This is a genomic window from Pseudanabaena cinerea FACHB-1277 (genome assembly GCF_014696345.1).
GTDB classification, from domain to species: Bacteria; Cyanobacteriota; Cyanobacteriia; order Pseudanabaenales; family Pseudanabaenaceae; genus Pseudanabaena; species Pseudanabaena cinerea.
The window spans coordinates 1-11,049 of record NZ_JACJPY010000111.1; the positions used below are offsets into that span (position 1 = coordinate 1).

An 11,049-nucleotide genomic window follows, 5' to 3' on the forward strand; every position below is an offset into this window, starting at 1 on the left:
AATAATCCCGTAGCGATCGCTGAATTTAATAATTTCTGTGAGAAGTGAGAGGGGATAAGGTTAGCCAAGCAAAGGATAGCAGCGCCGCTAAAAATGGCATTAGATGACCATCGACAATATCTCGAAACCTTTGCTGTAAGCAGTATTTGCGAGTTGTGGAAAGTGTTGTTAGTAAAGTTATTCATAGATTTGTTAGTGGTTTAAGTTAATAAGTGAAAAGTCAAACAAACTTAAAAAATAAACCTCTAAGCTATACAGGATAAGCAATAGAGGTTTATGTTAATTTAGGGGCTAAGAATTGCTAATTACTGTTAGTAATCTTTGGATTAAAAATAGCTTCAAGCCTTGCAACCTCATCGTTAAGCTGCTTATCAGTCAAAGCGTTTAGGTTCGTTTCATCAACTCGAAACCCTTGCCTCACAACCGCTTTTATGTACCGTTGCTCTAATTCATTGCGTGTTAGTTTTTGGGCGGCGGGGGCTGTAGTGGCGGGGGCGGGGTTAGTGGCGATCGCTGTTGGCTTTGACAATGATTCTGATACGAAATATCCTGCGATGATGCCTATAGACAAGGCTACCAAGGCAATAGCACAGTTTTTCTTGAGTTCGTTGATCATATTTGCCACCATTTTTTAGGGGTGTCATCGTCATCATCATCGCGATCGCTGTCGTCATCGTCATCATCATCGACATCTAGATCGTTCTCATCTAGAAATTTTTGCCTCTGCCAAGCATCTTGATAATCGTCATTATCAATGCTCTCATCAATGCCAGTTAGGGCGGTAAAAAGTGCTTTAATCATCGCTTTCGCCCTCATCTTTACTGCGGGCGATAGAGAAAAGCGCAAAAGGCAAATAAGCGATCGCGGCAATCACTGTCCCCACCATCACAAAAGGCTTGATTAATGGGTGAATTTTTTTTAAATCCGCCTCTATTTCATCTATTGATCTTGACTTCATGCTGCTTTGCCCTCATCGTCACTGCTTGGGAGTGCTGTCAATTCAGGGAAAGCCGAAATATTGATCGGCGTATTGTTGCCACTGGTTAGCCATGCGAATAATTTAGCGGGGGCTTTGCGGATGATCGCCGAGCGCACCTTGCTCCAGTTCACTGAATCTAAAAGTTGATCCGCGATCATGCTCTCAATATCGATATCAGGGGCGATCGCTTCTTCGAGATTGATTTCAGTGGCGGCGCTTCGCGCCACGGTTTCGGGCGTTGTAGTGGCGGCGCTTGGCTCTACAGCTTGCTTTACGGGGGATACTTTAGCCATTGAATTTAACCCCCAAATCGGCAAGTGCAGTTTGCATTGAGATTCTGGAAGGCATTAGCGGGGCGGGATTACCATCTAAATGATATTGAGATACTTTGATCTCCGCGATCGCAAGCTCCAATAATGAGAGCCGAATATCATCGGCTGGAAAATCTGCAAGATCCTTTAAATCTTGTAGCGATCGCAGGGCATTACTCGCATGAGTAGCGGCGCGATCGGGGCGGGGTACGAAATCAGTCATAATTAAGTTAGTTCCTGTAATTGGGAATTTGAAGCACAGCGAGAGGGTAAGAAACTAGCGCTGTGCTTTGTTATATCTAGAGTAACACGGTGTTACTCTAAGTGATACTATAAGATTAAATGTAACTCAGGATGTAAATTAATGAACACAGCTATTCTTGAAAGTGCAGTGCCAGTTAAAAATCTGAAGCGAATAACTATCTATGTACCGCCCGATTTGTATGAAGCGCTTGAACTTTGGGCGGCTAATGAGGATCGGAGTATCAGCAATTTAGGCAGTCGCATCGTTAAAGAGGCTGTCAGCGATCGCACCAATACCAAAGGAGCAAAATCGAAATGACTCAAACAATTGCGCCACCATCAACCCTGTACGATCGCGACCTTAATTTATGGTTAGGAGATGCGATCGCAAAGTTGAAAGCAGGTGACTTTCATAATCTCGATGTTGAAAATTTAATAGAGGAGCTAGAGGGTTTGGCTGGTAGAGATAGGCGTGAGATTGACAGTAGGCTTGTCACCCTGATTGAGCATATTCTCAAGCGCTGCTATGTCAATATGCCTGATTGCTTTGGCGGTTGGCAGAATACGATCGCCACACAAAGGGAAGATCTAATACTGATACTTGAACAATCTCCCAGCCTCAAGAGGTATTTCTTAGATCGCTTTGATAGAAACGTTGCTGCTGCTTTACGCAAAGTTACGGATGCTTACCCTAAATATAAGTTTCCTAGTACATGGCAATTCGGGCGCGATATTGATGCTGTTTTAAATGTCAAGTTTTGGGAGTAGCGATCGCGCCAATAAGAAGGAGAAATCAAAAAGAGCATCAAATTAATGGAAAATTATGCTATATTTTGTTTGTCGGACGGTTTGGGGTACAGAGTACCGTTAAATCGAGCGAGTGCCATAAGTGGGGTTGATTATGCCCACAGGTATCTCGAAATGAATTTACCCACTACCAATACAATCGCCAAAAAAGCTGTAACCGTAACGGATACAGCTTTTTGTCGTGCTTCTAGAGTTGCGGTCAAATCTGCAAGGATTACTTTTAGACTCCCTTTAAGCGATCGCCAAGCCCTAGAAAATTTGGTAGCTGGGAGCGATAAAACGCTTTCAGATTGGATTCGTGACGTTATTCAACAACAAAAAACCTCGCTAAGTGCTTAAAAGCATTTGCGAGGCTTTTTTGTTGTTTATCAAACTTGCTTAACCTAGCAGATCTCCGATGACCCTGAGAAAGTTTCGAGATTTGTGTCGGTTGAGCATCCATACAAGCGGGTATGTACCGCAGGAACTAACCTATGATGCGTCAAAAACTTACGGGATGCAATCCCTCTATATATTCTAGCTTACTATCGTCACTATCTCAACTCTATTATTTGCAACGATTTGAGCCATTTTTCTTTACGCTCGAATATCCCAAAACTCGCAAAGCTCTAGGCTATGGCATTGGTGAATTTAAGGCAATCTACAAAGCCTATGTGAAGCAACGGGGGGCTAAGTAGATGCAGAAATTATCTTACGCCGATCTACAGGATCAAGTGTTTGAGGCTCTGCTGTTTGTCGAAAAATTCCGCAAGGATGAATTTTCGACAAATCTGGGAATAGCGGCATCAACGCTATCCCTCACCCGCAAACAACTCAAGCCCCTTTATCAGAAATTTAAAAATCATTTCGAGATGACTGATGCTGACCTAAAGGCAAAGCATGAGGCGATCGCCACTGACTTTGATGAGGCAATGGCAGGGGGCGATCTGTAATGGCTAAAGAATATTTTGAGTTTAGCGATCGCTACCGTGAGGCAAAACCTGCGCCACTGGCAACAAACCACACCCTAGAACGTGGTAAAGCATTCTTAGAGCGAATCACCCGTATTAGCGTCAAAGACCGTGCGATCGCTCTAAGCATCGCTAACCAGTTCGATTTATACGACTATAACGATTACAAAACCTCACAGGATGGCAAACGCCGCCATGTTTACTGTCACTCAGTTAGGTATCTACAGGAAACGGGTGAGACTTGGCAATTCATTGTAGAAGCACCAAAAACAGAAAAGGGCTATCGATACCTAGCACCCGCAAAAATTGGTAACAGAGCCTTTTTCCCTGCTATCCCTAGAGATATTCGTGAGGCAATATCAAAACGCTACGGGGTTAAAGTCCCTACTGACGGCAGTTTTTGGGAATGGCTAAAGGATCATCCTGAGATCCCGATCTTCATCACCGAGGGCGGCGGTAAAGCTTTATCTGGTCTATCTCATGGCTTTGTCGCGATCGCAGTCTATGGGTGCGGTTTAATTCACTCCCCCGATCTGTTTCCCTATATCGCGGGGCGTAAAGTCTATATAGCCTTAGACTGCGATACAAAGCCAAGCGCGGTTAGGGTGGTTAACGGCTCTCTATTCAAGCATTTACCCATGCTGTCGGATCTAGCAAGTCCATTAGGATCGGTAGATGTTCTCTCATGGGATAGCCAATTTAAAGGGCTTGATGACTTACTAGCTAACTGCGGGGCTACTGCACTAGAGCAAGCCATTAACGGGGCTATCAGTTCTGATAAATGGCTAGATAATCGCAAAATTGCGATCGCATACGAGAGATTGCAAGCCAACAAAATCAAAGCCGATCTAACCCTTGACAGACTGCCAACATTTGCAGAACTGCAAGAGCTACATAAAACTCATCCAGATATTTTCTTAGATGGGGCTAAAGGGCTTGGCAAGTCTGAGAGAGGCGGTGAGTTTGTTCGCAATGCTGACTATAGCTTGTTACCAGTGCCACTAGAGAGCTTGGCTAGAAATAACTCACAACGGATGAGTCAAGGCGATCGCATTGTGGACTATAGAACCGACTGCGATCGCGTCAATGGTCAACTGATAGGCGGCGCGGGGTATGTGTCGAGACTATCATTCTGTACTGAAGCAATACACGGCTTAAAAGGTCATATTGAGTCATGCTTGCAACGGGGCGCGGCGGTTTTCAATGACGAGTTAGATCTACAGCTAAATTCACTGGCAACCTCTAGCACTCATGCTCAAAATGGCAAGCGTAGGATTAATCAGGCTCTCTATTGGGAGATGCAGATTAGGGCAAAACAAACCCTCTCAGTTAGTGCCGATCTAACCAAGTATGAGGCGGCGCTATGGGAGAGAAAAACGGGGCGCAAACCCTTTGTTATTCGGGTAGAAACTCCAAAGAAAAACTACAAGGTTAGAGTTTTTGGTGATGCGATCGCTCTCCTGTTTCGAGATGTTAAAGCAGCTATTGCAAGCGGTGAGAGGCTTATTATTTGCTGCTCTCGCAAGTCTGAAGCAAAGTTTTTACAGTGGCTATTCAGAGATTACGGGGCGATCGCTGTCCATCGCGACAATGCAAACGACCCAATATTTAAAGGATTTTTTGATAGTCCTAACCAGTGGTTACGAGAAAATAACCCTAAAATCCTGATAGTTAGCCCCGTACTGAGATCGGGGTTTAGCATCACCCATGATGCTTTCGACAAAGTATTTTGCTTTTATCATGCTGACAGTATCAGTGCCTCTACAGCCTTACAGCTATCCGATCGCTATCGGTTGCCAGTGCCACGATATATCTATGCTGCTCAAAGCAGTGGCAAGTATAACCACATCACGCCCGAATCAATCCTAAAAACTCGCAAGGGGAGAGCAAGGGCGGCGGGTGATGATGAGATTAACCTTATCGATGAGTATGACCCTTACTACCACTATCAAGCGGCTGACAATTGGAGTAAAGCAAACTTCAGAGCAGATATCATCGCAAGGTTACGAGATGAAGTTGAGACAGTCGAAATTGACGACAGCAAGGCAACCAAGGAAGATCGCGCCGCCTATAAAGCCTTAAAGGATGATTTTGAGGCTTGGCAACGTGAGCAAAAACTCCTTTCCCGTAACCTAACAAAAGCCGAATATGAAGATAAAAAGGATCGGCGCGATCTATCTGAAGCAGACCTGTTAGCAGTTGAAAAATATCGCCTTGCTAATTGGAGCGACACCTCGCCCGAATCAGTCACCATTGAGCAGATCGAACGTGATGACAAAGGACGCAAGCGCAAAGCCTTAGAGAGATTAGAGAAACAGGCTTTTCCCATTTTGGCGATCGCTGCTGACAAGACTAGCAAGGAAGTACAAGCAAAATGGGGTGCGGGTTATTCACAACCAGACTTTACTCATTTAGCCCTTGCTCAAAAAGCCTTAGAGCAAATTGGAGTACATGAATTTTTAGACTTTGCTCTCGCTGGCAATGTATGGGGTGACGATACCGCGATCGCCGCCGATCTTGCCTCAAAACTGCGAGAGCAAAGAAATTCTGAGTTAACTACATTCACCAAATTTGGTAAGCCAAAAGTCACCAAAATCGACAAATTAGCCGAGGCTGGCATACATCTATCGTGTGGTAAGGATGCCTCAAACAATACCTATATTGGGGCTTTGCTTCAATGGTACGGGCTAAAGCGTGATGAGAAAAGGATCACTAGAGAAAAATCAAGGGTTAGGGTTTATCGGTTGTGCCAAGCCGATCTAAGCATTTCCCGTGATGAACTATCGCGCCGCGCCGCCCGAATGATTAGAGAGGGTTTAGAGCTTATCCCCTCTCATGCTTTCGTGGAGAGGATTATAGACCTGTCCACACCTTTTGTAAGTAACACTATAGAAAGGTGTGGACACCCTCAAACGGAGACAGGGCAAACCTCTCAAAGTGAGGCTGTAGAGATACCAGATCCCCCGATCATAGAGGCGGCGATCGCCCCTAGTCCGATCGCACAGACAAACATAAAGGAAGATTTACAGCCTATAGCGATCGCACAGCAACCCATCACAGTTTTTGATATTGGCAAGCTGGCGATCGATATCCGCAATGGTTTGAAAGCTGTGTTAGATGGATTTACGCTCAACGAAGCCAGAAAAACTGTAGCTATGTTTGCGGGGCAAATAGTTGACCCGCGTTATTTGCGGGTTGCTGCGATCGCTGAGAATGATTTGGAACCAGACATGAGGTTTTTCTAACTATGGCGATCGCCATTTAGCTTGATGCAATATGCCTACCCCTTGTTCATGGGGTCGTATGCCGCGATCGCCACTAACAAAAGCGATCGCCACGCTCAACAGCATCAGCGCATCGCTGTATTAATTTTTCAGTTTCGATCTCTTGGGCGGTCTTTTGGTGCTGGATCTTGATTTTGCCTTGAGAAAGCAAATAAGAATATTGCGCCCAGCTTAAATATCTAACGTCATTTTGCTTACTCATTTTTTGCCTCAAATGCCTATGTAGCAAGGATTATAGACTTTATTATACCCTATAATTCAGTAGCTTATCCAGAAAATCATCATCATCAAGATGCTCAAAAAGCTCTTGCCAGTGCGGATGTGGGGCTGTTTCGCAGTTTTCGTAAGCTTGCTTATGGGACTGCACGATCGCCTTGATGCGCTCAAAATTCTCCTTTTGCAAGTCAAGCCTAGCGAGTAAGCGGATTGGTTCAAATTGGCTATGCAAGCCAGTTTTAAGAGCATTTTGGCTCACTCTTAGCTTGCCTTCAGGAGTTTTAGCGCCAGTGCTATGTTGCCACGGCTTAGTTTTTAAGCATTGTTGGCGGCGGCGCTCTCTTTCAGCTTCGGATATTGCCATACAGTTTGTTTCCAGTTATTTTTCCAAAATGACCATATTTTGCAGGTGTGAGCATCGACAAACCCATACATAGAGCCGATCGCATTACCAACACCCTGAACACCCGCAAACACCTGTAAATATAGCCAAATACAAGCAAAAAAACATACTTAGCTCTCTTTCCCAGCGTGTTACACAATTTCCCAAAGTGTTACTAAAAAAGCTGCTCTTTAAATGTGCCTAGAAGCCTTGATAGCAAAGCTTAGGGGTGAATCATCCTTAGCTAACCATCAAGCCTACAGCGCTTAAATTAGGCTATAGGCTTGAAACAGTTGCTATGTAAGGGTTTTAGGTTGCCAAGCTGGTTTATTTTCAAGACTGAGTACAGCAACCAACCCAACGGAGGCTAGTTTCTGACTATTGGCTAGTCTGCTCTCATCAGATTTAGCAGTGAGAGCCGCCTTAGCCCAATCGTAGAGATTCTGACCAGTGCCAACAAAACCAAAGTTTTGAGCGATCGCCACAGCTTCAGGACGGGTAAGAATAGCTTTTGATTTAGGCGATCGCTTAGTTGATTTTGGCTTGGCAGTCGCGGCGATCTCATCGCTCAAAGCACTGCTATCTAAGGATTTTTCAATCAATGGAGCTTCGATAGTTGCGATCGCCTCAATTGGCAGTATTTCAGGCTCTATGCTGCTAATACTTTCTCTCTCATCACTGAGAGCAGGGGCTTTTTTGCGCTTACTGTAGCCTCTAATGCTTCTAATCGCTCATCAATGGCGATCATATCTTTGGAGAGCGATACGGTTAGATCATTAATATCCTTGCGAACATCGTCAAGCAAAGATTCATAGCCCATGCTGATACCACGCACACCAGCGCCATGCTCTTCTAAGATGCGTTCTTTGATATCTGTCAACTGTTCATTAATGGCAGTGGTGATCAGTTTGTCGATATCTGCCAATTGCTTCTTAATGGCAGTGGCGACCATTGCATCAATGTCGATACTGTCAGACTTTTGTTTTACAACATTGTCAGACTTTCCAAAATGCTCTCTAAGGATTGAAATGATCGCGCCGCCTATATTTGCCTCACCGCCTCTCACCATACCTTTATCAGTGGCATAGCTATTTAACTCATTGAGTAAGTCGAGAGGCAAGCGAACCGATACCGCTTTAGTATCTACCATAATGTTTTACAACCTGTATTACTCTATGTAAAACATAATAGCACATTGTCATACTTTGTAAAGCATTTTGTAATACATAGAGTAAAGTCTATGTAAATCATAGAGTAAACCAATGTTTTACAAAACCGCTCCCTTTTGTAAAATCCTGTAATTAGGTTGTCAAGTAAAATAAATATGTTTTACAAGATGTAATACAAAATGCTTTACATCTAACTGAATGTATGACATACTGTTTTACATAAAGTAAGACAAGGACAAAAGCAATGACTAAGGCAATTGGCTACGTAAGGGTATCAACACAAGAACAAGCCGATCATGGGTATAGCATTGAGGCACAAGTCAGCAAAATAAAAGCCTATGCCGATCTCTATGACATTGAGTTAGTTGACGTGGTTATTGACGCGGGGGTAAGTGCCAAGTCCTTAAAGCGTGAGGGATTGCAAAGAGTTCTAACCACTTTGGACAATGGCGGCGCTGATGCTGTCCTGATTTTTAAGCTAGACCGCCTCACCCGTGATGTATCAGACTGGAATACCTTGATTAAGGATTACTTCACCGATAAGGCTTTGCTCTCAGTTAGTGACCAGATCGATACAAGAACGGCTGCGGGGCGTTTATGCCTCAATGTACTAATGTCTGTAGCGCAATGGGAAAGAGAGGCAATTGGTGAGCGTACTAGCACCGCTTTACGTCAAAAACAGTCACAAGGTGAACACGTTGGATCACCCGCCTATGGTTACGAAATGGTTAATAAAAAACTGGTTAAGGTTGCCACTGAGTTAGAAGTTATTGCACTTGTAAAACAAATGTCAGACGATGGTTTTACATTGTCAGCGATCGCCACTGAACTCAATGCCCAAGGCATTAAAACCAAGCGGGGCGGTAAGTGGCAAGCAGTCCAAGTTAGTCGTGTTATTAATCGTGAGGTTGCATAATGATCGAGATTCTGGTTGAGGTGCTTGGCTTTGCAATGGTAAGCCAAGCACTAAGGAATAGAGAGAGCGCAAAAAAATATCTGTATGACAATATCGAACTTGTAAAGCAATCTCGTAAAACATTAGATACAGCTTGGCTTAATGGCAATCCTAGAGAGTATCTGGAGAGCTTGGATACTAATCTGAGTAACTGCCTGATATACGTTTTAGCTACTGATATTAGTAGCGATGATGTATTGGCAGATATTGGACTAATCTAAGTCTGACAAATGTATGACTAAGTAAAACAAAAGCACCTCTCCCATATTCGGGCGGGGTGCTTTTTGTTGGCAGTGGCGATCATCATGACTTGAAGTGATGATGCTCACCATTGCATAACTTCAAGTGATAGTATTCGGGCGGCGATCGCTAAAATCTATCAAAATATTTTAGACATTGCCATGCGGTGGAGTAAGCTGCGGCGATCAACTTTGATCGCCTATCAGTGATCAAAAATATGCCTTTTTTGCGCTCTCGATAATCAGGATGATCGGCGAAATATTCCAAGTCGAAACCATAATGGTCAGCTAATTTTTTTGCTTTGTCGAGTGTCGTCATGAGGCACTAAATTCCAAAGTATCATCTTGACCTTTGACAATCCCATAACCTTTGTCGGCTAACCATTGAAAATATTGCCTAATTTCGGGCGTGGGGGTATCTCTAAATAACCTGATACTTGTCTTGACCATTGATGCAGAAATAAAGCAATCTTTGGATTTTGCGAACTCTAAAAGCTTTGTTAATGGCATTGACAAACTAGCCTGAGTTGACGGATTGACAGGCATTGACAGCACATCAAAAACAGGATCGGGGGTTTTTTGACTGTCAATGACAGGACTATCAATGACATTTAACAAGCCACTTGGGAGAGGCAATTGGTTAATCTGTTTTAGATTTTTTGGGGCGTTGCCTTGCTTCTTAAATGTGGAGTAATCCCCATGGGTAGGGTGAACTGCCAATGCAGGCGCGATACTACCATCTAGCAAACATGGGTAAGCCACATCCGCTAAATGCTTGCCTAGTTGTGGGTGAGTTCGGGCGGATTGTCCTAAGAGTATCAAAGCATAGTTAGACCTGTATTTTGCGTCAATGCCAATCGCGGCGGCGTTGCTGCTTTGATTCAGTCCACAAAAGGTTAAGCCGAATTTGCGCCCCTCACTGCCAAGCCGCCTCAATGTGGACTCAACTATCTTTCTATCAGTAAAGCGCTCCAAACTGGCATTAAGTTCATCGCAGATAACGAATAAAGGATCGCCCAAAGGTTGCTTATTACCTTTACGCTCACATCTTGCATCGAGTTCACCCAAAAGCCAATTCAAAGCAGCTTCTATTTGCTCAATCTTCCCTATAGACTTAATCCCTGCAAGTTGCCAACAATCGTTAAAGTGAGGATCAAGGGCAATAACTGCCATGGGTGATGATTGGCTTAAATGTCCTGCTAACCAAGTTGCAAGGCTACTTTTTGCCGATCCACTGTTGCCACAAATCAAGAACCCGACAGCCTCATCCGCGATATTATTCCAATCGTAGCTAGGGGGAGCTGCTGCAATTTCGGGCGCGGCTTGTCCCTTTATCTCACATTTTGGGGGCTGTAAACTTGCATTTAACCATTGCTGATAGCCTATTTGGCTTTGCGCTTCAGATATACCAGAGTAGCCACTGGCATACTCATTTAGCCGATCCAATCGCGCCGCCACTGCAAATAATCCCGTAGCGATCGCTGAATTTAATAATTTCTGTGAGAAGTGAGAGG

General features: G+C 44.1%; 20 protein-coding genes and 1 pseudogene. 8 read left to right on the forward strand and 13 right to left on the reverse strand.

Translation table 11 applies throughout. The annotated features are described in order from the left end of the window. The 6 genes from H6F44_RS22995 to H6F44_RS20585 all read right to left on the reverse strand — a co-directional run. Window positions 1-185, reverse strand: a 185-nt coding sequence (locus H6F44_RS22995; RefSeq protein ID WP_206754481.1) for a hypothetical protein, incomplete at its 3' end; no start/stop codon positions are given. Between the two features lie 116 nt (window positions 186-301). Further along, a complete protein-coding gene (locus H6F44_RS20565) occupies window positions 302-616 on the reverse strand; it encodes a hypothetical protein (protein ID WP_190352960.1) in 315 nt (104 codons plus the stop codon). Continuing rightward, window positions 613-801 carry a hypothetical protein gene (locus H6F44_RS20570; RefSeq protein WP_190352961.1) on the reverse strand — a complete coding sequence of 63 codons (189 nt, stop codon included), beginning with the start codon at window positions 799-801 and terminating at the stop codon, window positions 613-615. The genes H6F44_RS20565 and H6F44_RS20570 overlap by 4 nt, the downstream gene beginning before the upstream one ends. Next, a complete protein-coding gene (locus H6F44_RS20575) occupies window positions 794-958 on the reverse strand; it encodes a hypothetical protein (protein WP_190352962.1) in 165 nt (54 codons plus the stop codon). Before H6F44_RS20575 ends, H6F44_RS20570 begins: the two co-directional genes overlap by 8 nt. Next, window positions 955-1,272 carry a hypothetical protein gene (locus H6F44_RS20580; RefSeq protein ID WP_190352963.1) on the reverse strand — a complete coding sequence of 106 codons (318 nt, stop codon included), beginning with the start codon at window positions 1,270-1,272 and terminating at the stop codon, window positions 955-957. The genes H6F44_RS20575 and H6F44_RS20580 overlap by 4 nt, the downstream gene beginning before the upstream one ends. After that, window positions 1,265-1,513: a hypothetical protein gene (locus H6F44_RS20585; protein WP_190352964.1), complete on the reverse strand. Its 249-nt coding sequence runs from the start codon at window positions 1,511-1,513 to the stop codon at window positions 1,265-1,267. The genes H6F44_RS20580 and H6F44_RS20585 overlap by 8 nt, the downstream gene beginning before the upstream one ends. A gap of 141 nt (window positions 1,514-1,654) precedes the next feature. Between H6F44_RS20585 and H6F44_RS20590 the strand changes: the two genes are divergently transcribed. The 6 genes from H6F44_RS20590 to H6F44_RS20615 all read left to right on the forward strand — a co-directional run bounded on the left by H6F44_RS20590 (window position 1,655) and on the right by H6F44_RS20615 (window position 6,535). Continuing rightward, complete coding sequence (locus H6F44_RS20590) at window positions 1,655-1,852, forward strand: ribbon-helix-helix domain-containing protein (protein WP_190352965.1); 198 nt, start codon at window positions 1,655-1,657, stop codon at window positions 1,850-1,852. Further along, on the forward strand, window positions 1,849-2,301 hold the full coding sequence (locus tag H6F44_RS20595) for a DUF29 domain-containing protein (protein WP_190352966.1): 453 nt from the start codon (window positions 1,849-1,851) through the stop codon (window positions 2,299-2,301). The genes H6F44_RS20590 and H6F44_RS20595 overlap by 4 nt, the downstream gene beginning before the upstream one ends. A 153-nt stretch (window positions 2,302-2,454) precedes the next feature. Continuing rightward, window positions 2,455-2,679, forward strand: coding sequence for a hypothetical protein (locus H6F44_RS20600; protein WP_190352967.1), 225 nt, complete (start codon window positions 2,455-2,457; stop codon window positions 2,677-2,679). Between the two features lie 134 nt (window positions 2,680-2,813). Beyond that, window positions 2,814-3,017, forward strand: a complete 204-nt coding sequence (locus H6F44_RS20605) for a hypothetical protein (protein WP_190352968.1) — start codon at window positions 2,814-2,816, stop codon at window positions 3,015-3,017. Next, on the forward strand, window positions 3,018-3,272 hold the full coding sequence (locus tag H6F44_RS20610; protein ID WP_190352969.1) for a hypothetical protein: 255 nt from the start codon (window positions 3,018-3,020) through the stop codon (window positions 3,270-3,272). It begins immediately after the preceding gene. After that, window positions 3,272-6,535, forward strand: a complete 3,264-nt coding sequence (locus H6F44_RS20615; RefSeq protein WP_190352970.1) for a DUF3854 domain-containing protein — start codon at window positions 3,272-3,274, stop codon at window positions 6,533-6,535. Before H6F44_RS20610 ends, H6F44_RS20615 begins: the two co-directional genes overlap by 1 nt. A gap of 73 nt (window positions 6,536-6,608) precedes the next feature. Here the strand turns inward: H6F44_RS20615 and H6F44_RS20620 are convergent, their stop codons facing one another. The 5 genes from H6F44_RS20620 to H6F44_RS20640 all read right to left on the reverse strand — a co-directional run bounded on the left by H6F44_RS20620 (window position 6,609) and on the right by H6F44_RS20640 (window position 8,322). After that, entirely contained in the window at window positions 6,609-6,776 is a 168-nt protein-coding gene (locus H6F44_RS20620; RefSeq protein WP_190352971.1) for a hypothetical protein, read from the reverse strand. 42 nt (window positions 6,777-6,818) lie between these two features. Further along, window positions 6,819-7,154, reverse strand: coding sequence for a hypothetical protein (locus tag H6F44_RS20625; RefSeq protein WP_190352972.1), 336 nt, complete (start codon window positions 7,152-7,154; stop codon window positions 6,819-6,821). Next, window positions 7,106-7,267, reverse strand: a complete 162-nt coding sequence (locus H6F44_RS20630; protein ID WP_190352973.1) for a hypothetical protein — start codon at window positions 7,265-7,267, stop codon at window positions 7,106-7,108. The genes H6F44_RS20625 and H6F44_RS20630 overlap by 49 nt, the downstream gene beginning before the upstream one ends. 201 nt (window positions 7,268-7,468) lie before the next feature. Next, window positions 7,469-7,774, reverse strand: a complete 306-nt coding sequence (locus H6F44_RS20635) for a hypothetical protein (RefSeq protein ID WP_190352974.1) — start codon at window positions 7,772-7,774, stop codon at window positions 7,469-7,471. 47 nt (window positions 7,775-7,821) lie between these two features. Beyond that, window positions 7,822-8,322 carry a hypothetical protein gene (locus H6F44_RS20640; protein ID WP_190352975.1) on the reverse strand — a complete coding sequence of 167 codons (501 nt, stop codon included), beginning with the start codon at window positions 8,320-8,322 and terminating at the stop codon, window positions 7,822-7,824. A gap of 263 nt (window positions 8,323-8,585) precedes the next feature. Between H6F44_RS20640 and H6F44_RS20645 the strand changes: the two genes are divergently transcribed. After that, a complete protein-coding gene (locus tag H6F44_RS20645; protein ID WP_190352976.1) occupies window positions 8,586-9,257 on the forward strand; it encodes a recombinase family protein in 672 nt (223 codons plus the stop codon). Further along, window positions 9,257-9,517, forward strand: coding sequence for a hypothetical protein (locus H6F44_RS20650; RefSeq protein ID WP_190352977.1), 261 nt, complete (start codon window positions 9,257-9,259; stop codon window positions 9,515-9,517). Before H6F44_RS20645 ends, H6F44_RS20650 begins: the two co-directional genes overlap by 1 nt. A 148-nt stretch (window positions 9,518-9,665) precedes the next feature. On the opposite strand, the gene H6F44_RS20655 is transcribed toward H6F44_RS20650, so the two are convergent. Beyond that, window positions 9,666-9,854 carry a hypothetical protein gene (locus tag H6F44_RS20655; RefSeq protein WP_190352978.1) on the reverse strand — a complete coding sequence of 63 codons (189 nt, stop codon included), beginning with the start codon at window positions 9,852-9,854 and terminating at the stop codon, window positions 9,666-9,668. Beyond that, window positions 9,851-11,049, reverse strand: a pseudogene (locus H6F44_RS20660) (hypothetical protein); the annotation flags it as partial. The pseudogene H6F44_RS20660 and the gene H6F44_RS20655, both read right to left, overlap by 4 nt.

Excerpts from the sequence above, each read along its gene's own strand:
- H6F44_RS20625 (WP_190352972.1), bottom strand. The coding sequence starts at position 7,154 with ATGGCAATATCCGAAGCTGAAAGAGAGCGCCGCCGCCAACAATGCTTA.
- H6F44_RS20580 (WP_190352963.1), bottom strand. The coding sequence starts at position 1,272 with ATGGCTAAAGTATCCCCCGTAAAGCAAGCTGTAGAGCCAAGCGCCGCC.
- H6F44_RS20610 (WP_190352969.1), top strand. The coding sequence starts at position 3,018 with ATGCAGAAATTATCTTACGCCGATCTACAGGATCAAGTGTTTGAGGCT.
- H6F44_RS20640 (WP_190352975.1), bottom strand. The coding sequence starts at position 8,322 with ATGGTAGATACTAAAGCGGTATCGGTTCGCTTGCCTCTCGACTTACTC.
- H6F44_RS20620 (WP_190352971.1), bottom strand. The coding sequence starts at position 6,776 with ATGAGTAAGCAAAATGACGTTAGATATTTAAGCTGGGCGCAATATTCT.
- H6F44_RS20570 (WP_190352961.1), bottom strand. The coding sequence starts at position 801 with ATGATTAAAGCACTTTTTACCGCCCTAACTGGCATTGATGAGAGCATT.
- H6F44_RS20565 (WP_190352960.1), bottom strand. The coding sequence starts at position 616 with ATGATCAACGAACTCAAGAAAAACTGTGCTATTGCCTTGGTAGCCTTG.
- H6F44_RS20615 (WP_190352970.1), top strand. The coding sequence starts at position 3,272 with ATGGCTAAAGAATATTTTGAGTTTAGCGATCGCTACCGTGAGGCAAAA.
- H6F44_RS20585 (WP_190352964.1), bottom strand. The coding sequence starts at position 1,513 with ATGACTGATTTCGTACCCCGCCCCGATCGCGCCGCTACTCATGCGAGT.
- H6F44_RS20645 (WP_190352976.1), top strand. The coding sequence starts at position 8,586 with ATGACTAAGGCAATTGGCTACGTAAGGGTATCAACACAAGAACAAGCC.
- H6F44_RS20595 (WP_190352966.1), top strand. The coding sequence starts at position 1,849 with ATGACTCAAACAATTGCGCCACCATCAACCCTGTACGATCGCGACCTT.
- H6F44_RS20650 (WP_190352977.1), top strand. The coding sequence starts at position 9,257 with ATGATCGAGATTCTGGTTGAGGTGCTTGGCTTTGCAATGGTAAGCCAA.
- H6F44_RS20590 (WP_190352965.1), top strand. The coding sequence starts at position 1,655 with ATGAACACAGCTATTCTTGAAAGTGCAGTGCCAGTTAAAAATCTGAAG.
- H6F44_RS20575 (WP_190352962.1), bottom strand. The coding sequence starts at position 958 with ATGAAGTCAAGATCAATAGATGAAATAGAGGCGGATTTAAAAAAAATT.
- H6F44_RS20605 (WP_190352968.1), top strand. The coding sequence starts at position 2,814 with ATGATGCGTCAAAAACTTACGGGATGCAATCCCTCTATATATTCTAGC.
- H6F44_RS20600 (WP_190352967.1), top strand. The coding sequence starts at position 2,455 with ATGAATTTACCCACTACCAATACAATCGCCAAAAAAGCTGTAACCGTA.
- H6F44_RS20655 (WP_190352978.1), bottom strand. The coding sequence starts at position 9,854 with ATGACGACACTCGACAAAGCAAAAAAATTAGCTGACCATTATGGTTTC.